The organism is Microbulbifer mixtoriginis (SeqCode) (genome assembly GCF_052466865.1).
This window is the reverse complement of record NZ_CP174293.1, coordinates 3,399,064-3,421,728: the sequence shown is the minus strand read 5'-3', so window position 1 is coordinate 3,421,728 and position 22,665 is coordinate 3,399,064. Positions and strand designations below refer to the sequence as shown.

Annotated in this window: 18 protein-coding genes, 1 tRNA gene and 1 pseudogene; 8 read left to right on the top strand and 12 right to left on the bottom strand. The window is 46.8% G+C overall.

Annotated features, from left to right (window positions below; genetic code table 11):
* Positions 1–837: 837 nt before the first annotated feature.
* The 3 genes from ACJJJA_RS15495 (at position 838) to ACJJJA_RS15485 (ending at position 3,177) form a co-directional block, all read left to right on the top strand.
* Complete coding sequence (locus ACJJJA_RS15495; protein ID WP_444902675.1) at positions 838–1,140, top strand: DUF1330 domain-containing protein; 303 nt, start codon at positions 838–840, stop codon at positions 1,138–1,140.
* Positions 1,141–1,790: 650 nt separating this feature from the next.
* Positions 1,791–2,381: a hypothetical protein gene (locus ACJJJA_RS15490; RefSeq protein WP_444900343.1), complete on the top strand. Its 591-nt coding sequence runs from the start codon at positions 1,791–1,793 to the stop codon at positions 2,379–2,381.
* 211 nt (positions 2,382–2,592) lie between these two features.
* Entirely contained in the window at positions 2,593–3,177 is a 585-nt protein-coding gene (locus ACJJJA_RS15485) for a hypothetical protein (protein WP_444902674.1), read from the top strand.
* Between the two features lie 507 nt (positions 3,178–3,684).
* Here the strand turns inward: ACJJJA_RS15485 and ACJJJA_RS15480 are convergent.
* The 5 genes from ACJJJA_RS15480 to ACJJJA_RS15460 form a co-directional block, all read right to left on the bottom strand.
* The gene (locus ACJJJA_RS15480; protein WP_444886637.1) at positions 3,685–4,851 is read right to left on the bottom strand and encodes a patatin-like phospholipase family protein; all 1,167 of its coding nucleotides are present in this window, start codon (positions 4,849–4,851) and stop codon (positions 3,685–3,687) included.
* Between the two features lie 126 nt (positions 4,852–4,977).
* Positions 4,978–5,850 carry an AraC family transcriptional regulator gene (locus ACJJJA_RS15475; protein WP_444902673.1) on the bottom strand — a complete coding sequence of 291 codons (873 nt, stop codon included), beginning with the start codon at positions 5,848–5,850 and terminating at the stop codon, positions 4,978–4,980.
* Between the two features lie 156 nt (positions 5,851–6,006).
* Positions 6,007–6,549, bottom strand: a complete 543-nt coding sequence (locus ACJJJA_RS15470; RefSeq protein WP_444900346.1) for a hypothetical protein — start codon at positions 6,547–6,549, stop codon at positions 6,007–6,009.
* Positions 6,549–6,824 carry a hypothetical protein gene (locus ACJJJA_RS15465; protein WP_252082264.1) on the bottom strand — a complete coding sequence of 92 codons (276 nt, stop codon included), beginning with the start codon at positions 6,822–6,824 and terminating at the stop codon, positions 6,549–6,551. Before ACJJJA_RS15465 ends, ACJJJA_RS15470 begins: the two co-directional genes overlap by 1 nt.
* Positions 6,825–7,100: 276 nt before the next feature.
* Entirely contained in the window at positions 7,101–7,631 is a 531-nt protein-coding gene (locus ACJJJA_RS15460) for a mechanosensitive ion channel family protein (RefSeq protein WP_444902672.1), read from the bottom strand.
* A 392-nt stretch (positions 7,632–8,023) separates the two neighbouring features.
* Between ACJJJA_RS15460 and ACJJJA_RS15455 the strand changes: the two genes are divergently transcribed.
* Positions 8,024–8,413: a LexA family protein gene (locus ACJJJA_RS15455; RefSeq protein WP_252082261.1), complete on the top strand. Its 390-nt coding sequence runs from the start codon at positions 8,024–8,026 to the stop codon at positions 8,411–8,413.
* A complete protein-coding gene (locus tag ACJJJA_RS15450) occupies positions 8,414–9,667 on the top strand; it encodes a Y-family DNA polymerase (protein ID WP_444902671.1) in 1,254 nt (417 codons plus the stop codon). It abuts the gene before it with no gap.
* A 468-nt stretch (positions 9,668–10,135) separates the two neighbouring features.
* Here ACJJJA_RS15450 and ACJJJA_RS15445 read toward each other — a convergent pair whose 3' ends face one another.
* Entirely contained in the window at positions 10,136–10,567 is a 432-nt protein-coding gene (locus ACJJJA_RS15445) for a winged helix-turn-helix transcriptional regulator (protein WP_444886633.1), read from the bottom strand.
* Positions 10,568–10,760: 193 nt separating this feature from the next.
* Here ACJJJA_RS15445 and ACJJJA_RS15440 point away from each other — a divergent pair, with 193 nt between their 5' ends.
* From ACJJJA_RS15440 to ACJJJA_RS15430, 3 genes are all read left to right on the top strand, one after another.
* Positions 10,761–11,225, top strand: coding sequence for a hypothetical protein (locus tag ACJJJA_RS15440; protein ID WP_444902670.1), 465 nt, complete (start codon positions 10,761–10,763; stop codon positions 11,223–11,225).
* A 10-nt stretch (positions 11,226–11,235) separates the two neighbouring features.
* On the top strand, positions 11,236–11,616 hold the full coding sequence (locus ACJJJA_RS15435; RefSeq protein ID WP_444886631.1) for a tautomerase family protein: 381 nt from the start codon (positions 11,236–11,238) through the stop codon (positions 11,614–11,616).
* Between the two features lie 80 nt (positions 11,617–11,696).
* Positions 11,697–13,733: an acyl-CoA synthetase gene (locus ACJJJA_RS15430; protein WP_444902669.1), complete on the top strand. Its 2,037-nt coding sequence runs from the start codon at positions 11,697–11,699 to the stop codon at positions 13,731–13,733.
* A 43-nt stretch (positions 13,734–13,776) separates the two neighbouring features.
* On the opposite strand, the pseudogene ACJJJA_RS15425 reads toward ACJJJA_RS15430, so the two are convergent.
* From ACJJJA_RS15425 to ACJJJA_RS15400, 6 genes and pseudogenes are all read right to left on the bottom strand, one after another.
* Positions 13,777–13,986 (bottom strand): annotated as a pseudogene (locus ACJJJA_RS15425) (hypothetical protein); the annotation flags it as partial.
* 616 nt (positions 13,987–14,602) lie between these two features.
* Positions 14,603–15,772, bottom strand: coding sequence for a patatin-like phospholipase family protein (locus ACJJJA_RS15420; protein WP_444902668.1), 1,170 nt, complete (start codon positions 15,770–15,772; stop codon positions 14,603–14,605).
* A gap of 174 nt (positions 15,773–15,946) precedes the next feature.
* A tRNA-Arg gene (locus ACJJJA_RS15415) sits at positions 15,947–16,023 on the bottom strand.
* A 276-nt stretch (positions 16,024–16,299) separates the two neighbouring features.
* Entirely contained in the window at positions 16,300–17,157 is an 858-nt protein-coding gene (locus tag ACJJJA_RS15410; RefSeq protein WP_444902667.1) for a delta-class carbonic anhydrase, read from the bottom strand.
* A 125-nt stretch (positions 17,158–17,282) separates the two neighbouring features.
* The gene (locus tag ACJJJA_RS15405) at positions 17,283–18,407 is read right to left on the bottom strand and encodes an FG-GAP repeat domain-containing protein (RefSeq protein WP_444902666.1); all 1,125 of its coding nucleotides are present in this window, start codon (positions 18,405–18,407) and stop codon (positions 17,283–17,285) included.
* Positions 18,408–19,409: 1,002 nt separating this feature from the next.
* Positions 19,410–22,658 carry a type I restriction endonuclease subunit R gene (locus ACJJJA_RS15400; RefSeq protein WP_444902665.1) on the bottom strand — a complete coding sequence of 1,083 codons (3,249 nt, stop codon included), beginning with the start codon at positions 22,656–22,658 and terminating at the stop codon, positions 19,410–19,412.
* Between the last annotated feature and the right edge of the window lie 7 nt (positions 22,659–22,665).

Genomic DNA, 22,665 nt, shown 5'->3' with positions numbered 1-22,665 from the left:
CAATGAAAAACAAGAATTGATGTTTGGTGGCTGGGATACCAGTGGAAGGGATTTGCTCAGCTATCATGGAGGGATTATACGGTGGGTAAAACAATGCTCGTATTTCTTATTTTATGGATTGGATAGAAGCTTCTATATCTGCAGAAGAATAGAAGTAGCGCTTAGGGTTGGCAGGAGGCTATAGGAGGTAAAAGGATGAGTTTCTGAGTTGAGTTTATTGCGCGGCATATTTGTAACTCGCTATTTGGATACTATTGTAAGAATGTTATGTATAACCAGCCACTGGCATTTTTGATACACAACACTGATGAAAATCCGATTTCGAAATTTTAATCGTGGAGAGGATCAGTATCCCTGGATTAAAAATATACCCGGTGAGCTGATACGGAAGCCGAAATATTTAGTAGCTTGGGAGTTTTTGCAGTTCTTACTTGCCGTACTCGGGAGCGCTATGGTGTATTTTTATGCGGCCTCGTGGGAGCATTGGGTGCTCATTGGCATACCTGCTAGTTATTTAGCGGCCGCTTTATTACTGGCTTTTGATAATCCTTTGTATAGAGCTGTATCACTTCTCTCTGTGCTGGCTAGTATAGTGTTTTTACTATATCTGGGTTCTCAGGAAGGGAATACCACCCTCTTATTAATTCCTGGGGGCTTTCTGGCTTGTTGGTGCAGCAGTATGTATTTGGGACGCAATGCGAAATCCTATTATGCTTGGTGTAAAGCGAAACGTTTATGATTTTGGTTTAGGGGAGAGACTAGTTATCCATTAGCCAAGTTCCTAGGCAGAAATGTATCACCCAGAGAGTAATCGAAGGTTGGATTTGGAGTGCTGAAATGTATGAGATGCTAGTAGGTTTGGATGTCAGTAATGATGATGTCTACCAAGTATATCGTGACGCTATGAGGCCTATATTGGCGTCTTATGGTGGTTCGTTTGGCTATGATTTTAGGGTGTCAGAGGTGTTGAAATCTGAGAGTAATTTTAAAATAAATCGTGTGTTTACAATCAGGTTTCCATCTGAGCAGATAATGAATGACTTTTTCTCCAGTCCTAAATATACGGCTGTAAAGAAAAAGTATTTTGAGTTGTCGGTTCTTAGTACAACGATTATAGCTGGCTATGAAAAGCATACTTAGTGGAGTGCGAAGTATGGGGTGCATTGTTAATTCCTGCCAGGGTTCAGATTTTTGGTCCCCAGCTTTTCTGGGCTTCTTTTACATTTTCAGTTTATATTCCCTGTATGTCAGCCGATAAATTTTTTGGGGGCTGGGCCCACTTTATGATCCAATGTCATTAGTGATGCGGGGCTATATTCGTTAGCAATTTTCCACTTGGTATCCTTGTGCTATTTGTGTTGCATAGACAAATGGTACTTGAGGATTTTGGTTTGTGCTTCTGAGATTTGCCTGATCATAAATTTTATCAAAATCCACATGGCAGGCTTTAGGGGGAGAAGGGGTTCAATAGAAAAAAGTGTGAGCCTCTTCTAGTTGCCCTAATAAAAATCATTAAGGATGTTGACATTCAAAGGCAAGCAAGTAACCTCGAAAAAGGTTACATTTGTCAATTCTGACATGTTGTGGCTATACCTAGCTCTTCACAAAAGTTACTGGCTTGGTGATTGGTCAGGGCAATATTATTTGGTACTGGTGTTCAGGTTCTTGTGGCAGAACCCATATGAAAGGAATGGGCTCTTGTGGGGCGGGAAACTATTGGCCTCGGCATTTAATATATAAGGTGGCCGCACTATCTGGAATTTTTCCCTTATAGATTTAAAGGACTATATATGTATATCGAAAGTGATTTCAAAAAAGAGATCGAGGGGCTTTTAAATCCGGCGGATCGTACCGCGCAACATATCGAAGCTTGCTGGCAGGTTTACAATAATGCTGCCACCACTAAGGATGGAAAGATCGTCGCTGGTAGTATTGAAGATTTGCATGAGGCATTAAAGGTTTTTGGGCCAACCAATTCAAGAGATAACGGCTCGGTGTTGAGAACAAAAACCTGGTCAATTATTTTGAATGACGCATGGATATTGGGAGCCGTACACGCCAAAGCTGAGGTGGAGCTGGTTTCCCGGCCGACTTCCTCGACTATCGCTAATAAAGACTTTAAGAGTGGTGACCCTCTGGATCGTATTTTTAGGGTAACCGGTAGAGAGCTAATCGGACTGAAAAGTTTCGGTTATTCTGTGGTTCAGGGTCCCCTGATCTACAAGAGCCACACTGCTAAGGTTATTAATATGATGAGCTGTATAGATCATCGCTTGGCTGAAAGTGCCACCTTCAGCAAGTACAAAGAGACGATTATACGCCAGGCGGGGGTTATGGCTTATAAAGGTATTACAGCCATTAATAGCTTTCTGGATGCTTAGAGCGTTTTTAGGGAGGCTGATGTTTAATTATTAGCTTCCCGGCTTTATATTTTCCTACCGTTCCGCTGTTAAAAATAGAGTTGTATTTTTCTCTTATATCTGCACTAATAGCGCTGTAAAAATTGCTTTCCTTACGGCCAGCTTGTTGGGTTGGACAGGTAGTCTTGATTGCCGATTATACTTTTTATTGCTTCTTGATAAGGTTTAGCTTGTGAGTTTTGTTTTTCGTGAGGGGGCCAGTGGCAAAGAAAAAGTTTATACCCTGGTATCCATGACGATAGTGCTTTTATTGATGGGTTCTGCCAGCTTTGGTAGATACCAGTTCTATGAGAATCCAGGCTATGGTGGTGTAATTGTTGGGCTTTTGGCTGCGATTTGGGTTCTACCTGCTCTCCTGGATAAGCACCCCTCAAACAAGATAATCCACTCGAATATTGTTATTCGGGGTATTTACTGGGTTCTGTGGTATTTAATTTCTTATGGGCTGACTTGGGGAGCGGTGTATTATGCTATCCCCGCATACTATACAAATACGTTTGGCGAAGAGGCTAGCTTTGAGCAGGTTGTTACCCGTAAAGAGGTGAGGAAAGGTCGCTTGGGACATACTTGCTATAGTATTGATTATGGTCAGCCTTACTCTACATGTGTAAATCAACGTTTTTTTGACTCGGTTGAGGCGGGAGATACTATAAGGCTTAATGTGTTAGAAAGCCACTCTGGTTACTTTGTGCGCTCTGTCCAAAAGTTGAACTCTAAAAATGCTTCAGGAGAACTGATTGGAATATTGCAATTTTAAAGTGGTTTATTGCCTGGGTGTGCAAGGGCAGTGTAAGGCATCAGGGGTTTGAGAATGTTGGTTCTTTAATTTCTCTATTTAATCCCTCTTATCTCTATGTCTTGAGGTCTGCCCCAGAATCAACTATTAATACCAGCGGTTGCGCCTATGGAGTCGCTTTAGGTAGTCCCGCTCGCGATAATAGAGATCATCGTCATAGCAAATAAAATCACAGAATCTCTTATCGCTAACACAGTCGGCTGGAATCTCCCGGTTATTTTTAAGGCACCGATAGTAAACATGCTTGCAGGTTCTCAGGCATCTTTTGCGGGCCTCCTGCTCATTGAGGCTCCTCGCCAAGGAGAGTGAGGAGGCTCCTAAAAACACTAGGAGTATGCATGTTACCAGCGTCAATTTTCCAGTTGCCATACTGATTGCCGCACCTGTGAATGTCTCACCGGGAAACAGTAATGTTTACCGTGATGAAAAGCAAACTATACCTGTGTGGAAGGTGTTTTAGAGTAATAATTACCCATTCTGCTTGAGGTTACTGATTACCTGATCAATCTCTACTTGGTTTTCGCTGATCAGTCTATCGGCGAGAATTTTTAGTTTATCGATTGATTTGTAGTCAAATGGATCGACATATGGGTCGATAATTTCCACGTTTAAATAGTTATAACTGATTCTTCCTTTAGGACTTAGAGAGCTTGCAATCTCCAGAGTATATAGTTGTTGGTCATCCATGGACCTTTGCACACCGGATATAAGATCTTGAAGCCAGTTAATTTTCCCCCAACTTTTTAGGTTCCTGTAATTGGTCTCCATTGTGGCCAATGGTGATGTGCCGGATCCGAGAATCAACACATAGTAGTTTTTCCCCGGAAATTCTTTAATGATATCGCGTAATATAATACTGGTGGGGTTGTTTGCGTATATAGCGGCATCAGCGTAATAGCGGTGACGAATATCCCGCCCAGTAGTTATAAAATCGACAGGAGGGTATAGGGTCTCTGCGCTAGCTGCGGCGGTGACCAGTTGATACAGTGTGTCCGTTGGCAGTTTGTTAACCGTTTCGCCACGGTTTTTGAATAGGTGTAACTGGCCTGTATGTATATTGAAAGAAGGTATAATGATGTAATTTTTTAGATCAGTAAAATTTATTTCATCGGTATAGTGTTTCTCGATGGTGTTGCGTAGGCGCTCTCCGCTAAAGCGAGGCGAGAAAAAACCATTCCCACTCATTAATTTGTGATACCAGGGTGATGAAAATAGGTATCTGCTTTCATTTTTATAAATATCGATTACTTTCTCAGTTTTAGTTCTTGAGTCTATTTTTTCTGGGATACCTTCTTGATTTGGTATCTGGGTGACATTGAGCCCTGTGGCAATGATGGCGCCAGTTGATACTCCGCTAAAAACATCAAAGAGTTCATCAATAGGCTTGCCAGTCTGTTGTTCTATAAATTGGATAACATAGAGTGGTATTAATCCACGTATACCCCCTCCGTCTATAATCAGAATTTTAATAGTATCTTTGTCTTTGAGAGAGTCATTGCTATTAATAAACTCGTCTGTAACCGGGTAAGCGTTAAATTTAATGCTCTGGGTCAGACGATAATTGTAGATATACAATAGCCCCACAAAAGCAATGATAACAACGACCAGAATGGTCGATATGTGGCTGATTTTCATGGGGCGACCTGTGCTCTTTAATCCATATCATAGAGAGTGCAGGTGGTAGGATTAGTTTTATTATTTTGAGTGATTTATGGGGCGCTTCTTAGCTGCATATTTATTGTATTTTCTCAACCCTTACTGTTAGATATTTTCTTCTATGGGAAGAAATATATCTGTAATGATTTTACTCTCAGGTACTTCGGGAAAAAAATTTATCCGCTCAAAAAAGATCGGGAAATCACGAATTCCAAAATCTGAATGATCCAACCAATGAAAGTATAGGTGCTGAACAGCCGCTCCAATGGTATCGTCACTGCCTAAGTGCCTTATGACTGCGCATTTCCCTGCCGGAATTACTTTGTTGACTATATTCCTTTCACTGGCATCAATGGGGTATTGCACGGTACAGCAGACATCAAATCTGTATTGGTCAGGGGGCGTGGTTACTGGGTCATCATAAACCAGGTTGAAAGTTCTGCTATTACGTGGTGAAAGCCCTTGAGCCTTCCGCCATTGGATAAACTGTTTGATAGTAGCACCCAGGTGGTGGGCTGGGCCTCTATGTTCCATGGCGGCGAGTTGAGTCTCGGGGAATTCAACAATGGTTACTTCGTATTTCGCTGTATTTCCCATAAAGTGACTCCTAAGTACTGTAATTGGTTCATAGCGCTTATGCCAAACTTCCCAGTCTGGGGCGCGGTGAAATTCTGAGGGGCTCTTGCCAAAGAGTTTCTTAAAGGCTCGTGCAAAGGCCTCGTGGCTGTCGTAGCCACTCTCCAGGGCGATATCCACCACCTTTTTGTCTCTATAGGTGAGTTGATAAGCCGCCCTTTTTAATCTCAATCGCCTGATTAGGGCTATTACCGGCATCCCAAAAAAGGCGGAGCATTGCCGGTGAAAATGATATTTAGACAAGTTGCTGTATTGGCAGAGTTTGTCGATATCGAGTTCGGAGTCTAGGTTTTCCTCAATATAGTGCAGTACCTGCACAAACCTATTCCTATACTCTGCCATAGCTGTCACCTCTTCTTATGAAAGTATTCTAGGACTTGTGTGTGTCTGGCACTTGACCAAAATTGCTGGATATCGCCTCAGGAGGGACTGTTGGGTTTGAGTGCGGGGAGTGGACGCGATGGCGGGGGCATAGGCCCCCAAATCTGCTACTAGGGGCTAACAGGGGGTAGAAGACCCTTTGAAGGTATTCACCATAACCTTTGCCTCTTTGAGGCGTAATAAGTAGTCTTTTAGAGATTTAACCCCCGCCTTAACGCCAAGGGAAATCAGTTTCATCATGAGGGAAAATGCAAGTTCTGATTTCAGGTGGGGAGTAAATGCCAGGAAGGCTTTGAAAATGGAGCAGTGGATTCTTTTGAGCAGGTCTTGAATATCTTTGTTGCCGGTGGATATTTTCTCGGCTTTTTTCTCAAAGGCTTTGAGTTCATCCAGGTACTCGATAAACAGGCGGTAGTTAAAGACAACGGTTCTGTGTTCTTTGTAGCCGGCTATGATGCTGCTCAGCGCATCATTGATCTTCCTGAGGGCAATATAATCTGTTCTGGAGAGATTCTCATAGGAATTAGAGAGATACGCGATCGTATCTCTCCGCAGCTGACAAAACTCGAACAGGTGTTGGTCGTGCTTTCTTATCTCATGAAGCCGGTATAACTGAATTGCAATGAAGAGAAGAGCGATCGCGAGCAATATGGAGAGCACTACTCAAACTCCTTTTCATTAACTGGCTTTTTTGGGGCCACTTTTCTGGTGGGCGGAGAATAGGAAAAGGCATTATCCATCAGCTTGAGGAACCTATCCCGATACTCCTTATTATCTGCCGCTAGTCGATCAATTTCAACTTGACGATCTTTCAATCGCCCACTGTACATCCAGAACAATAAATAGTGTGCAAAGATGAAAAAAATGACAAACAAGCCATTTTTCAGGCCCATTTCCTGTACGAAGTGGAGTATATCTTTGAGGGTATCGGTCATGCAGTCCCTTAAAGCCAATTTCATTGAATCTTGCGCATTTTTAACTATTGAGACGGTTGAAGCAAATTACTTCGCTGGAGATGGGAAGTGGTAAGAACTTTTTTTGTGCCTTTTGTAGAGATTTTGTGGGCCTGTTTTTTGTTATTTAGGTGTAGCCAGCCAGATGGCATGGTTTTCTGTATGGGAGAGAAGGGCGCGTTGGTACAAAAGTTCCAGAGAGGACTTGTCGCTTTCAGGTTTCCCGCCCTGAATTGAGGGCGGGAAAGTAGAGAGCTATTACGCTTCAGTCTGGCCGGCTTCCGGCAGCTTTGCAGGTGCTTCAGTCTGCTGCTTGCTGGGGTTTTTGATTACGCCTTTTTGCAGAATTAAAGTGTTTGGGTAAGTAATTAATTCTTCGCCGCGCCTGATGAGAACATGGAACAGTGTGATCTCCTCAATAGTGCCGGAGATATCGTCGTCTTTGTCTATCACCCGAATCTGGTCGCCAACCCGGTAGGGAAAGCCAAAGAAAATAATCAGGCTGGCGGTAATATTACTCAGTATCGACCACTGAGCAAAAAGTGCTACGCCAATTACTGCGAACACGGAGGAGAGAAAAATGGAAACCTGGGTGTATTCAAACCCCAGGGCACTGATCAGCAGTACCAGATGGAATACCAAGACGGCAATACTGATGGTTTTGGAGATATATTTGAGGCGATAGGGCTTCACCGCCCTGGCCTGCCCGAACCGGTTGATAGCGGAGGAGCTAAGCCTCATGCAGATAAAATAGGAGGCCACGATCAGTGCCGCTATAGCCAAATTCATTTTTTGTCTCGTCTCCGTACTGTGTTCACTCGGGTGGGGGCTGTTGCTTTTTTAGGGCGGGCCTTGTCATCGATCATTACCCGCCTGTTGCGCGGATCATAATCCCAGGCAGCTATGCTGCCAAGCGGCCACTTGGAGGGAGGTTGTGGCCTGTTGCTGGCTTTACCCAAGAGGGCACTGGGTTCACAACATACTCGAATAGCCCGTAGCTGGTATTTACACCTTGTGGGTCCCTGCTACAGGGTGCCGGTTTTAGTGTGTGCTGTGCTTTTGTGGCCTTGCTATGGACCTGTAGCGAGCACGGCTGGCGGCTCGTTGGTCAGTCATCGTTCTTGCCGGAATTGGCGAACTCCCCCTAAACTGTATGTATATACAGCATCGAGTGAAATCCTATGAAACTAGCGACTCTCTACAGTCACGGTGTGGCCGCGGGCTTTCCATCCCCGGCGGATGACCACAAAGAGAAAAGCCTCAGCCTCGATCAGCATTTGATCACTCATCCGGCTGCCACGTTTATGGCTCGTGCCAATGGCGATTCCATGCAGGGCTTGGGGATCTTCGACCGCGACCTTTTGGTTGTTGACCGTTCACTAACGCCAGTACACGGCGATGTGGTGGTGGTGGCTTTGGATGGTCAACTCACCTGCAAAGTACTGGATCGACATCATGGGCGGTTGCTGTCGGCCAACGATCGTTACCCGCCGATACCGGTTTGGGAAGGGCAGGAATTGATTGTTGAAGGGGTGGTTAAAGCCTCCATTCGCTATCACCGCCCTCTCTGAATGCTGGCACTGGTGGATTGCAACAGCTGCTACGCCAGCTGTGATCAGATATTCCGGCCCGACTTAAGGGGGAGGCCGGTGGTGGTGCTCTCTAATAATGATGGTTTTGTGGTGGCGCGCTCAAAAGAGGCCAAGGCACTGGGAATTGGGGATTTGCAGCCCTTCTTCAAGATTGAACATCTGTTGCGGCGGCACAATGTGGCCATTTTCTCCAGCAACTATCCACTGTACGGCGATATTTCCCACCGGGTTATGGAGACCCTGAAGGGCTTTAGCCCAGAGGTGGAGGTGTACAGTATCGATGAGATGTTTCTGAATCTGTATGGTTTACAGGAGGAGTGGTTGGATTACGGCCAGCGGATTCGCACAACCCTATGGCGCGATGTGCGTATGCCGGTGAGTGTGGGGATTGCTCCGAGTAAGACCCTGGCCAAGCTCGCCAATCGGGCAGCGAAAAAAATTGCCAAGTGCAACGGGGTTTGTGCCCTGGATACTCCACAGAAATGGCAATGGCTGCAGAAACGCATGGCGGTCGATAAGGTCTGGGGAGTCGGCAGGCGTCTTGCCAAGCGATTGGGGCGCTTGGGTATAGAGACCGCCTATGACCTGGCCCAGGCCAATCCTAAAATCTTGCGCCGACACACCAATATCAATATTGAACGAACCATTGAGGAATTAAATGGGGTGTCATGCCTGAGTCTGGAGGAGCAGCCGCCGGCAAAAAAACAGATTTATTGCACGCGCTCTTTTGGCGAGAAATTGAGCGAACTACAGCCCATTCTGCAGGCAGTTAGTCTCTATGCCAGCCGGGCGGCAGAAAAGCTGCGCGGCCAGGAGTGCCTGGTGGCTTCGATACATGTCTTTCTGCACACCTCGCCCCACGAGCCTCACTATTACAGTCGCAGTACGCTGGTACAGTGCCCCTATGCCACCGATGACACCCGCTTGATTGCGAGCCTGGCCAAGGGGGCTATAACCGAGCTTTACCGCCCTGGTCATCGTTTTATGAAAGCCGGTGTGGGCCTGGTGGAGCTGGTGCCCAGCTCCCTGGGGCAGGGGGATATGTTTACCGCCGGCCAGCCGGCCCGTGCCGCGGAGATGATGCAGGCCCTCGATAGAGTCAACCAGCGCTTTGGCCGCGGCACTCTTTTTCTAGGGGCTGAGGGGGTGCATAAGCACTGGAAGATGCGCCAAGCCTATCGCTCACCCGCCTACACCACACGCTGGGAGGCACTGCCATTAGTACATGTTTAAGAAGGTGTATTTTTAATAAGGGGCTCGCTGGCCCTGCTTCGGAATATCGAGATTTAGCGCTCCGCAGCTGCCGCAGTTTTTGAAGAGAATTGGAATATTGTCCAGCTGAGTATTGCAAAAGAAACAGTGGCCGCTCTTTAAGGTCTTGTGGCCTGCGAATTGCTTCACCGCCATCATGGGGAGGCCAATGGTTGGTTTTAAAGTTTTGATTAGCTTCGCGCTAATTCTGCTATCGGGAAAAGCGCGGAGGATTTCCTGTATTGAAATAAGCGCTGAATCCTCGATATTCCAGAGTTGGCCGCAATGATCACAATAAAGTTGCATCGGGTGGTTAGGATTAGTTACCGATCGATAAACCTAGTCTAGCTATAGGCCGTGAGCGAGGGGAGGGAACGAGGAAGGGGAGGGTAGCGAGATAGGTGAATGTGGAGAGAGCAGGCCCCTCGGTGGGCCTTAACCCGTTGCCCTTTAGTATTTCAAATCCAGATCCAGCAGGGATACCGGCTTACCATCTTTACTCACCAAATCTATCTGAACAGGCTCCCCGGTTCTTTTATCAATCACACGGGACCAGCGCACATTGGCTTTCTCAGACCAGTGTGCGCTCCAGTCAATCAGAGAGACCAAAACGGGAACGAGCGCGAGACATTTTGGGGTAGGGCTGTACAGCATACGCCGTGCTCCGGGCTTAATGGGCGCCTTAACCAGAATGCCGGCTTCTTCCAGGTTGGAGAGTCTTTGTGTGAGGATATTTCGGGATATCTGCAAGCTGTCCTGAAGTGAGTCGAACCGATTAACGCCTCTCAGTACATCGCGGACAACAAGCAGGCTCCAGCGGTCGCCGATTACAGAAAGTGCCTCTTCGATCCCACATTGAACAGCGGGTTTACTCTCGCTCATAGCAGTCCCAGGGTTGCTCAAGGCGCCATGGTCTCACAAGCCAGTTCCAAAACAAAACTTCCTGGAAGCCGCTTCGGGCCGTCATATTGCCATAGGTTATTGAGAGATCGGCCGATAGTCTGTCAATTTTAGTTGTATTTTGGAACTTAATGGTATTAAATTAGTTCCAAAATGAAACTTATTTGGAGGTGAAATGCATTTTAAACCTATCGTGTTATGCGCCCTGGTCGAGGGCTCGCAAGCAAGTTTCAACAAGGCTGCGTTGGAGCAGGTGATACGGCGGGCTTACCGGGGTCACCTGGACCAGTCCGTCACTCCCAGGCTGGTGTGGATGGAGGTTCCGCCAGATCAGGCCTTTATGAACGGAGAGAAATCTTCGGTGGCTACCCTGATGGCTCCCGTGCCTGATGGGACATCAAACAAGCTGCGGCACCCGTTTTTATACGAACTGCTGGAGCAGTGGTGTGTCACCACTGGGATCAATAAAAACGAGGTCGTTATTACTGCACCTGACCAGTCTCTCAGCAGAGAATTTCTAAGTGCAAATCGCAAGCGTATGCCGCCGCTGCGGCAAATTGCCTACATAGCCAAAACACTGGTGCGTTTAGTGAGATCCAAAAGCACCATGGGGCACTTCAACACTCATATCAATCTATAAGAGGCCGCAAATGCCGCTTTACACGATTTCCACCCAGCGCCCACTATCCGGCTCCGAGCAGCAAGCTCTTGTCTCCGGGGTCACTGAAGCTCACTGCACAATAACCGGCGCGCCCGCGCAATTTGTACAGGTTGTCTTTAGTCGAGGCATTCATTTGCGTTCAAAGAGTAGTCTTCATATTCTGGGTTCCATTCGCTCAGGCCGTAGCGATAAAATCAAGTCAGCTCTAGCTAATAGCTTTATCAAAATGGCCTCTCAGCTTTTGGGTTGTTCATCAGCTCGTTGTGAGGTGGATCTTATTGATGTTCCCGCCAGTTGGGTGATTGAGGGCGGGGCAGTTATGCCGGAGCCCGGAGACGAGCAGGAGTGGCTCGCACAGCAATCCAGCTAGGTTCGCTTTGCTTTCTATATATCAAAATAAAAAATAATTTAATACAGCCACATTCTGATTGGCTATCAGGGAGTAATATTATGTCCACTTCAACTTTGAAAGATATTGAGGCTTTGGAAAATTACTTGCTAACGGGCAAGCAACCAGAGGGGGAAGATTTCTCCAACCTTAAAGCGCTTACTGAAAAGTTCAGCGGCAATACTTTTGAAGCAATAATGGCTGCGTGCAAGTGTTACTCCCAGCAAACAGCGATTTCTTTTTTTCTCTCAGGCAAAGATCATAGAAAACCAGTAAAGATCAGCTATCAAACACTGGCTGAACGTATTATTCAAACTGCTAATTTATTGAATAGTGTTGGCATTCAAGAACATGATACGGTTGCGTTTGTGTTGCCAAATTTACCAGAAACGCACTATATACTGTGGGGTGCAGAGGCGGCCGCTAAAGTATTGGCCATTAATCCGCTACTGGAGGCCAGGCAGATAGAAGAGCTGATTCGGCATAGCCAAACAAAGGCTATCGTTACCTTGAGCCCTTTCCCTGGTACCGATATCTGTGAAAAAATTGAAAGCATCTTGCCAAATTTGCCTGAGGTTAAAAATATCTTCCATGTGGACCCAGCTTATCATGCAGGTGGTTTTAAAGGTATTGCGGCTAGTGCGATACAGTATCAATATCGCAGACGGCTCCCCCCCCTGCAAGGTAAAAAGCGGATAGCCTACCAGTCGGCACTTAAGCAGCAACCATCTAGCCACTTGAATTTCAAACGCAGCATCCACAGTGATGATACCGCCTCTCTATTTTGTACCGGGGGCACAACAGGTCTACCAAAAATTGCTACCCATACACACGGGAATGAACTGGCTAATGCAAAAAGTATAGGTCTGGTAGCTGGCGACATTATGGGGCCAGGAAAAGTTATCTTGTGTGGCCTGCCACTTTTTCATGTGAATGCGGCAATTGTGACGGGGCTAGCAGCCTTTATTAATGGTTGCGAAGTGGTATTAATGACCCCTCAAGGTTACCGAGGTGAGGGTGTTTTCAGTAATTTCTGGAAAATTATTGAGTTCTACCGCGTGAACAGCTTCAGCGCTGTGCCCACAGTTTATTCCACTTTGCTGCAGCAGCCAGTAAATCAGTGCGATATCTCCTCCCTACAAATGGCTTTGTGCGGCGCGGCGCCTATGCCGGTTGAGGTTTTTAATGCTTTTGAGCGTATAACCGGTGTGCAAATCGTAGAGGGATATGGTTTAACGGAAGGTACTTGCGCTAGTAGTCTCACGCCACCACATGGCGTGAAGAAGGTGGGTTCTATCGGGCTGCGTTTACCGCTGCAAGAGATGAGAAGTGCCCAGCTGGATGAGCAAGGTAACTTCATTCGGTATAGCCAGGCCAATGAAATCGGTAATCTGCTGATTCATGGGAATAATGTATTTAATGGTTACCTTAACCCTGAGCATAACCAGGGGATATGGGTAGAAGATGCTCAAGGACGGCGCTGGTTTAACACCGGGGACCTGGGCAGGCAGGATGAAGATGGCTATTTTTGGCTCACAGGCCGAAAAAAAGAGTTGATAGTACGTGGAGGGCATAATATTGAACCCAAATTGATAGAAGAGGTGCTTTGCCAGCATCCTTCCGTTGCCATGGCCGCAGCGGTAGGTACACCAGATGCCCACGCGGGAGAGGTTCCTGTCGCCTACGTCAAGTTATCAGAGGAAGCGATTAGTCCCCTGATAATCAAAGGGCATGAGGTTGTAATGGATGATTTGGCCAAAGCCCTGCTTGAAGCAATTACTACCTATGCCAAAGAAAATATTACTGAGCGAGCGGCCATTCCCAGAAGAATTGTGCTCCGTGCCGAACTCCCTACTACAGCGGTTGGCAAGATTTTCAAGCCCGCTTTAGAAATGGAAGAGATCCGTTTGTGTGTTCAGGGGATTATTGATCAGTTGGTGAGGGGAACAGACATGGCCACTGCCAGCAACCAGGTAAAGGTGGAGCAGGATAAGGTACTTGGCACTATTGCCAGGGTTACCACAGGAGGGAACTCTAGCTTGGAGGGCGCCCTTACGGAACAGCTTGCGCCCTACACCTTTAAATATGAAATTGTTTAATCTTTCTCTGAGGGTGCTCTCTTTGAGAGTATCGAGATTATGTCTACTCAATCTTTGGGAGCCTGAACGGTTTACCCAGGGGCTTTTCTAGCCCTAATAATCTACCATATAAGGAGTTGCATATAAGCCCAGCCATAATCAGCGCAAAGCCTATAATTTCTATGGTCTGTAACTTTTCGTCCAGGATAATACAAGAAGTGATAATACCTACTACTGGAATCAATAGAGCAAAAGGGGTAACCGCTGCAGCGGGATGTGATCTAAGGAGCCTGCCTCAAATTGCGAAAGCAATTAGGGTGGATATGTAGCTGACAAAGGCAAGGGATAGCCAGGTTTTCTGATTGGCACTAATGATTAGAGTTAACGGCTCTTGGCTCTCCAGGAAATAGGAGAGAACAAAAAGTGGTATGGGGGGGACCAGGCATACCCAGATCATAAAGTGCAGTAGATTGACGCCCTGGATACGTTTCATATCTAGTAGGAATTGCCTGGGAAACTGCTCCTGCATGGTAAAGTGAAATTAAATAGTCAATCAAATAGTATTGATCTTGTGGAGCCGGGAGAGTTGGATTTGTCGGGGTGCCTTGTCTAAAAACTTAACAATACAACCTAGGATTATCTTTATCTGCCCAATCAGTCTAACAGTGAGACATTTCAAGGGGCAATGGCGTTGATGATCGAGGAGGTCAACAAAAGGACAGGTAATATCATCATAGAGATAATCGTATTCTGTACAGTTTTTCTGAGTAACTAGGCGATCTTCAGGGCATAAAAACTGCAGGTGAACTATCGAAAGTTAAGGGCAGGGGAAAATATTTAGTAATCAGCGAAAACATAGATGCTCAAATGTTCGAACTTGTAATGAGCTTCTATTGAGAAGATGTTCCATCTGGCTGGCTGAGCCGCTCGATAATTCTTTGTATGTCCTGTTGATTTTCTTCAATCAAGCGGTCGGCATAAATTTTTAAATGATGTAGGGAATCGTAGTCAAAGATATCGACGAATGGATCAGCAATTTCGATATTGAGATAATCGTATTCCAGGCGGTCGCTATCGGAGAAATGTTGGGCGAGATCAAGAGCGTATAATTGTTGAAGGTCCATATATCTCTGGATATTAGAAAAAGCATCTCGTATCCAGCGAATGCGCCCCCAGTTTTTTAGCTCGCTATAATCTACCTCGCTACTGGCTAATGGTGGTGAACCTGCCCCCAATATTAGAACGTAGTAGTTTTTATTTGGGAACTCTTTAAGGATATCAAGTAGCACCAGACTGGTGGGATTATTCATGGCTAGACCTGCATCGGCAAAATAACGGGGCACTCTGGTTTGCTCTGGTGTTTTGAAGGCTACCGGGGGAAAGGCGGTCTCGGCACTGACTGCTGCCGTGATAAGTTGGTATAAGCTGTCGGTAGGTAATTGTTTGATTGCATCCCCACGATTTTTGAAAAGGTGTATTTCACCACTGTGAATGTCCAGTGCAGGAATAAGGACAAAGTTATTTAAGTCTGTAAAAGAAAGCGACTTTGTATAGTGGTTTTCCAGTACACGGTGGAGCCGTTCTCCCATGAAGGAGGGGGAAAAAAGCCCCCAGCCTGTCAATAGATCGTGATACCAGGGTGAGGAAAACAAATAGTCACTTTCTTCTTTATAGAGTTGTATTAAGTACTCTGTGGCTGAATCATGCCCGGTGTAGTTTTTGGGAATAAATTTTTCAGGGATGTTGATGCCGCTGGCTACAATAGCACCGCTGGATACACCACTATAAACATCAAAAACTTCGCTAATAGGTTTGTTTAGTTTGTTCTCGATATAGTTGAGCACATATAAGGGGATGAGCCCCCGGACACCGCCGCCATCTACAATCAAGATTTTGATGGTGTCTTTTTCTTTGAGGTAATCCAGGCTTTCAGATCGTTCGGGCTCGGAGGGGGAGCTTTTGAAGGTGGCAGACTGAGTAAAGTGCTTGTTGTAGACGTAAGCGGCAACAATATAAATTACAAGGATACAGAGTAGGGCTAAAATCGCACGCTTAAGCATAAGACTGCAGGCCACTCTTACTTAAAGAGTTAGTGAATGCTGCCGGGCCGAAGCCGAGATAACCTTAGGCTAATGAGAAGTGTATGGTCGTATGCCTGCAATCGCTACTTGTGAATCTATCTACTGAAGAAATAAAAAAAGGGCTTGCATCCGGAGATGCAAGCCCTTTTGAAATGGCGCGCTCGGGAGGATTCGAACCTCCGACCGCCTGGTTCGTAGCCAGGTACTCTATCCAGCTGAGCTACGAGCGCGTCGTTGAGGGTGCGCACAATATAGACTTCTCCATGGAGCGTCAAGTACTTTTATGAAAAAGAGTACTTGAGGTTAAATATTGACCATCATGCAAAGGAGAGTAGTGGTCAGCTCCTACTCCGGTTGACCAAGAAGCGGGGTGGTTTAGCTATGGCATTACTTGGCATCAATACATTAGTAGTCTTGAGCTGTTTGAGGGGTCGTTAGCCGCTTAGTGGCGTGTCCGTTGTTGTTGGATAGGATCACGCTGGTAGTTTTATTCTTGCCATGGGTGTTTAGTGTTTAATCTCGGAGAGAAGCTTGGGGTTCTGGATCAGATTCCTTACACCGTGAGCATGATCTTCATTAAAGATATTGTCCTTGCACCAGTTGCCCACAGAAGTAATGTTGACCTTGGCAACGTTGGGGCGGACACTCCAGGTGACTTGATAAGGGGAGCCTTGTTCATTGTAATCTGGACCGGTGGTGGAACCTGAATACTGAATTGGCTTTCCAGTATTGCTGGGAATGCCCAAGGCTTGTTGAAAACCACTTTTTTCATCATGGGCAGTTAGCTTTACAAAGTCTAAAGCAGTGGAATCATTCACCAAGACATAAACTTGCGTTTCTACACGCAATTGTGGATTCTTAATCTCTTCATTAAAGCAGGAACCCAAGGTTGGGCCCGGCTTGATTTTGGCGGATGAGTGGACGTAATGGACTTCAATGGTATCTCCCGGATAAAGACTCCCATGATCGCTTGGGCACACTTCTTGATTAGGTGGAGCTAACTCGGCCGTGGTAAGAGTACCGGAATATTTAAAGCCTGACAGGAAGCCATGCCCATCACCATTGCCCGCATACTGGGTAAACTCTCCACCTTTGTGCTCAGCATTTTTATGAAAATGGATATTGCACAAATTCATAACTGTATGCGCTGGTGCGGCAGCGAAGAAAATCGTATGGTTTCCGGAAGTTGATTCAATATCTCGTGGTGATTGCGGGCCAAAGCTTCTCCCTGTGGTGTTCTTCTCTAAATTCGCGCGTTGATTTGCAATGGCTTCATCTGATACTGCGCCACCACTGTCTAGTGCATTTGTGTTGAAGGCTACGGTTGTCGTTGCAGCTAAAACAAAAAGAGATTTTATTTTCACGGTGATAACCTTCTGCGGTTTACAGTAGTTAAGAGGTTGATTGTATTTATGTGGGCATGTTGCTCTGGTAATTAATTCCGATACGCTGCAGGAGTAACTTTAGATTACATCCAATAGGGCATCTGTTACTCTATCCGGCTTATATACACAGCTGCTAAATTGCTGTTGCCATCCGCAACAATAAAGTCACTTTTACCGTCTTTGTTTAAATCTAAAAGTGCGACTTCCCACGGGTTGGGAGTGTTCGTATTCTTAAATTTGATCGACTTGATTGTCGAGCCTCCAATTAAAACGAGAATTTCACCTGACCAACTGCTGATTAAAGCATCATCAATATCATCGCCATTGAGATCTCCCGCTGCAATCTGTTTGGCGCCATTAGATGCCTGGATTTCGATTTGTTTCTTTTTTAGAAAGCTACCGCTACCATCTCCTGGGATTATAGTAATGATATTGCGATTGTTCGCTACAAGTAAATCCATGTTTCCGTCTCCGTTCATGTCTGCCGCCTCAACGCTAAATGGCACTTCGGATTGCGCAAGACTACTTAAGCTGAAAGAACCCTTGCCGGATTTATTATTTATTAATATGCCTATGTCATTCTGATTGGGTGTCACCAAATCGGAGTATCCGTCTTTATTTAAGTCTTTGATGGCAAACCCCCGGTAGGGGTCTCCTCCCACTTTGATAGTCTTTCCTGGCAGTTTAAAATCACCATTCCCGTGTCCTTTGAGAACGAGTAAACCTTCGTGATTACGGTTGTCTACAATCAGGTCAACTTTGTTATCACCATCAAGGTCATTTAATCGGACGGCATGTGGGTGAGGTGTTACGTGCACGTTTAATGGTGAATTCGGTGCAGGATAAAAACCTCCTTTGCCATTTCCTAATAGCATGGTGACGTATGAGGTTTCGTGGTTGGCTATAACAACATCAACGTTCCCATCGCCATTGATGTCAGAGGTCGATAGACCTGAAGGGCTGTCACCGGCGGGGAAATCTCCCGCTAGTGTCAAAGTCCCATTGCCATTGGAAAGATAGGTTACTATGTTGTTGTCCGAATTGTTTGCAATAATTACATCTTGATTTCCGTCTGAATTAAGGTCAGTTACTGCAATTGCAGGTTGGCCGGCACCAACTTTAAGTATGGAAGCAGAGTAAGATATATTTTCTACTTTAATTGTGTCTGCGGAGCATAAAGCGCTAGACATAAAACAGAGTGTTAGAAGAATATATTTAGCTAAGTTCATTTTCTTATGATTCTCTAAGGTTTATGTGATTGCATAACAAGTTTTAAGGGGATGCTCTGGTCTAGAGTTGACTAAGTTTAATTATCTCCGACTTAGAATGTTATCTGGCTCTAGGCAATTAATCGAGATTGATTTGTTAACCTCTGGTTGATTTGGCGACATCTGAATTTTGTGTGGGGCTAAATGGATGTTGCCATAACTTAATAACTTATCAATATTATGTGCAGTGCAAATCACCCGTTATCAACCTTAAGCCTTACTCTGCCTTTTCAGGGGAAATTCTTTTTTTTGATGTCAGAGCTCTAAGGTGGAGGGTTCTTCAAGCTGTTCTTGATTGTGCTTGTGCAGTTAAAATAAAGCCTTGGGTTATCCTGTATTATGGCTGCTTAAAAGAGTCAGGCTACTCTTTGTTGGCGCTTGAAAATATCTTTTGGTCCCTAGTAGTCACTATTAACCATGTGTTGTCAAAATCTATTTAAATGCAGGCTCAGTGTACCAGGATAGCTGCTGGTAAAGACCCCATACAGGTTGCGCGGCTCTTTTTTAAAAGAGATTTAAAGTTATATTGTATTCATGTCTCCATTATGCCCACAATTTTATGCCTGGATTGTTATAACAAATGCTACCCTTGGCAATAGTAAAGGGGCCCATTGGTTACAGGCTAGTTATTTTCAACATGGGTAAGCTGGGAATCTTACGGGAGCTGATACCAACCAGTCGCCCTGAAAGAACGACATTAGATGGAAGTACTCAATGGGCATAACGAAAACACTAATTGTCTACTGAGGTACTTCCTCTTGAAAGAATTGCAAGCCTGCAAGATGCCTAAAAGTCGGGGGCGTTTATGTGTTTTTTCTGGTAGGAGATCATCCCCTTACCTATAGATTGGCATGGCCTGGGTTGCTAAAGCGGGCGGAAGCGGAAAGCTCAAGGCCCGAGAGCCATGCTATGGCAATACCCACTATATATTTTTAATCGGCATTAACCCATTTTTCGTGACAGTCACTCCGGCCTATTCAACAAATCAAACACCAGCCGGGAAAACTGCTTGATTTTTTCTGGATCAGATAGAAGCTGCATCATCTGATTCTGGTGGGCATCATTGCTTTCCAGGATGGCGTCGTCCACGGCTTTGCTGAAGCCCCCTAACAGGGCCTGCTCGGCAGTATTATTCGCCAGCTGCTCCATCACCTGCTGGTTCTCACTGACTTTGTCTCTCACGGTATAGGCATAATTTACCAGATCACCATCGGTGAGCTGATCGGTGATAAATAATTCATTGAGCCTTTCGATCAGCTGGGAGAGAAACTCCTCCTTGGGATCTTTGGGTTTGGCAGTGCCCAATCCATCGCCGGGTACCAGCTTGTATTCGGGGCTATCCTGTTTTAGCTCCAGGTGTTGTTGGCGGATTTTGGAGAGTCGATAGTGGCTGAGAGCAATATTGCTGAGGTCAATGTTATCTTCTTCGGTAACCGCTTCGCGCAACATGGGGCGCAGATTGCGGGCGTAGAGATTGAGCTTTTCCAGGTCTTTATCATCGTAATCGACAATCTGTGACATAAACTCGTAGAAGCGTACGAAGCTGCCCAGGTCCTTCTTAAAAATCTCCAGTGCGTCCTTTTCCTGCTTGCACGCCTTTAAAGTGTTTTCCTCATTGGCGATAAGTACCGCATCACCCGCACGTTTGCTGCGCTCAAACCTATCCCTGGCTTTCTTATACTCGGCTACGGCGGATTGATAGCATCTCTGCCAGCGCTCAACCGCCGGCTTGCAGATATTGGCAATCGCCGCATTGCTCTTACTCTTGATAAAAAAGGCCGTGCAGAACTGCTCTACTTCCGGCCAGGTAAAGATGCTCGCAGCCCGCAGCTTGTCGAACAGATCAAAAATCAGGTCCGGGTCGGTAACGTTGGCCAGTTCGGCGGTCTGATAGTAGGGCTGGAACGCGGTGAGAATATCTTCGGGATCATTGTAGAAATCCAGCACATAGGTGCCGCTCTCGGCCTTGCCGGGGAAGGTGCGGTTGAGCCGGGACAAGGTCTGCACGCACTCCACCCCGCCCAACTTCTTGTCCACATACATGGCGCAGAGCTTGGGCTGGTCAAAACCTGTCTGGAATTTATTCGCCACTATCATCAGCTGATAGTCAACGCTATCAAAAGCCTTGCGCATATCGCGGCCCTTGAGGTCCGGATTCATGGTGTGCTCGGTGAATTTCTCCCCGATAATGCCGGCCGAACCGGGATCGGTTTCGCTAAACTCCACCTCGCCGGAAAAGGCCACCATAGCGCGGATTTTCTGGTAGCCCCTATCGGCAATATACTTGTCAAAGGCCAGCTTGTAGCGCACCGCCTCCTTACGCGAGCCGGTTACTACCATGGCTTTGGCCTGGCCGCCCAGCAGCCCCATAATATTGTCTTTAAAGTGCTCAACAATCACCTGTACTTTCTGGCTGATATTGTAATCGTGCAGCCGCACCCACTGGTTGAGCTTCACCTTGGCTTTCTTACTTTCGACCTCCTGATCACCGCCTTCAATTTTCATGGCCAGGTTATAGGCCACCTTGTAGTTGGTGTAGTTTTTCAGTACGTCGAGAATAAAGCCCTCCTCAATAGCCTGACGCATGCTGTAGACATGGTAGGCCTCGGGCTTATTGGTTTTGGACGGCGCCTCATTGGGGCGGGGCAGGCGGCCAAATATTTCCAGGGTTTTGGTCTTGGGGGTTGCGGTAAAGGCCAGATAGCTTAGGTTTTTTGACGCGCGGCGGGAGGCTACGGTGGCGTCGAGGAGGTCATCGCTGCTCAGCGCCTCTTCCCCGTCCTCCTTGGCATCGATCATCAGCACTTCTTTTAACTGGCGCGCGGTGGCGCCGGCTTGGGAGCTGTGGGCTTCATCGGCGATAATGGCATAGTTGCGCGTTTTCAGGCTGACACTGTTTTCGATTGCCTTTAGCACATAGGGGAAGGTCTGGATGGTCACGATAATAATCGGTTGGGAACCCTCCAGGGCAGCTGCCAGTTTTTCCGACTTACTGCCGTCGCCCTCCTTGTTATTGATCCGCCCCACCACGCCATCGGTGTGTTCAAACTGGTAGATAGTGTCCTGTAGCTGGGCATCCAGCACGGTGCGATCGGTAACCACAATCACTGAATCGAACTGCTTGTGGCCCTGATCGTCGTGCAGTGATGACAACTGGTGGGCGCACCAGGCAATAGAGTTGGATTTGCCGGAGCCGGCGCTGTGTTGGATCAGGTACTTGTGGCCGGGACCCTCCTCACGGGCCGCAGCCACCAGTTTGCTCACCACATCCCATTGGTGGTAGCGGGGGAAGATCATGGTTTCTTTCTTGTACTTGCGCCCCTCCCAGTCTTCCTTCTCCTCAATTTGCAGGTGAACAAAGCGCGCGAGAATATTCAGTAAATTATCCGGCTGCAGTACCTGGTTCCACAGGTAATCGGTGGCGTAGCGGTTGATATCTGCGGGTACATCGTTGCCGGCGCCGCCGGCTTTGGTGCCCTTATTGAAAGGCAGGAAGATGGTGTTCTGCCCCTCCAGCCGTGTGGCCATATAGACCTCGTACTGGCTCACGGCAAAGTGCACCAGGGCACCGCGCTTAAAGCTCAGCAGGGGTTCCGGCTTTTTGGTATCGGGATCTATGGCCAGGCGGGTGGTTTTGTACTGTTTTATGGCATTTTGCACCGCCTGCTTAAACTCGGATTTAAGTTCCAGGGTGGCGATGGGCAGGCCGTTGACGAACAGTACCAGGTCGATACGCCAGCGCTTAGCGCGAGCGCCGCTGTCGTTTTCATATTCACTGCTCGCCCAGGGGCTGTACACCAGCTCGGGCACCAGGCGCAGGCGATTTTTCTGGTAGCGGGCCAGGGTATCCGGGTTTAGATTGTGATCGGGCTTGAATTGGCAGAGGCTAAAGCGGGTGCCGCGATCGCGCAGTTCGTGGCGCAGTACGCCCAGGGTGCCGAAGGTGCGCAGCTCTTTATTGGCGGCATTGGGATCGGCTTTGTTTAGCTGCGAGGCGACGCGGGCCAGGAACTTTTCTTCCGTATCATTCGGGTACAAGTCGCAGTACTTCTGCCACTGCTGCGGCTGGGTCTCCTGCACAAAAGCCAGCAGATCCTGCGGGTAGAGGGCCAGCTCGCGGTTGTAGTGCTCCGAATGGCCCAGCAACCAGCCGTTGGCCAGCAGTTGTTGAATGATATCGTTTTGAAAGGTGTGTTCGTTGGCTTTTTCCACAGCGGTA

Coding starts and splice junctions, on each gene's coding strand:
- ACJJJA_RS15455 (WP_252082261.1), top strand. CDS start 8,024: ATGAAACTAGCGACTCTCTACAGTCACGGTGTGGCCGCGGGCTTTCCA.
- ACJJJA_RS15465 (WP_252082264.1), bottom strand. CDS start 6,824: ATGACCGATACCCTCAAAGATATACTCCACTTCGTACAGGAAATGGGC.
- ACJJJA_RS15450 (WP_444902671.1), top strand. CDS start 8,414: ATGCTGGCACTGGTGGATTGCAACAGCTGCTACGCCAGCTGTGATCAG.
- ACJJJA_RS15460 (WP_444902672.1), bottom strand. CDS start 7,631: ATGAATTTGGCTATAGCGGCACTGATCGTGGCCTCCTATTTTATCTGC.
- ACJJJA_RS15405 (WP_444902666.1), bottom strand. CDS start 18,407: ATGAACTTAGCTAAATATATTCTTCTAACACTCTGTTTTATGTCTAGC.
- ACJJJA_RS15440 (WP_444902670.1), top strand. CDS start 10,761: ATGCATTTTAAACCTATCGTGTTATGCGCCCTGGTCGAGGGCTCGCAA.
- ACJJJA_RS15435 (WP_444886631.1), top strand. CDS start 11,236: ATGCCGCTTTACACGATTTCCACCCAGCGCCCACTATCCGGCTCCGAG.
- ACJJJA_RS15420 (WP_444902668.1), bottom strand. CDS start 15,772: ATGCTTAAGCGTGCGATTTTAGCCCTACTCTGTATCCTTGTAATTTAT.
- ACJJJA_RS15475 (WP_444902673.1), bottom strand. CDS start 5,850: ATGGCAGAGTATAGGAATAGGTTTGTGCAGGTACTGCACTATATTGAG.
- ACJJJA_RS15495 (WP_444902675.1), top strand. CDS start 838: ATGTATGAGATGCTAGTAGGTTTGGATGTCAGTAATGATGATGTCTAC.
- ACJJJA_RS15430 (WP_444902669.1), top strand. CDS start 11,697: ATGTCCACTTCAACTTTGAAAGATATTGAGGCTTTGGAAAATTACTTG.
- ACJJJA_RS15480 (WP_444886637.1), bottom strand. CDS start 4,851: ATGAAAATCAGCCACATATCGACCATTCTGGTCGTTGTTATCATTGCT.
- ACJJJA_RS15490 (WP_444900343.1), top strand. CDS start 1,791: ATGTATATCGAAAGTGATTTCAAAAAAGAGATCGAGGGGCTTTTAAAT.
- ACJJJA_RS15445 (WP_444886633.1), bottom strand. CDS start 10,567: ATGAGCGAGAGTAAACCCGCTGTTCAATGTGGGATCGAAGAGGCACTT.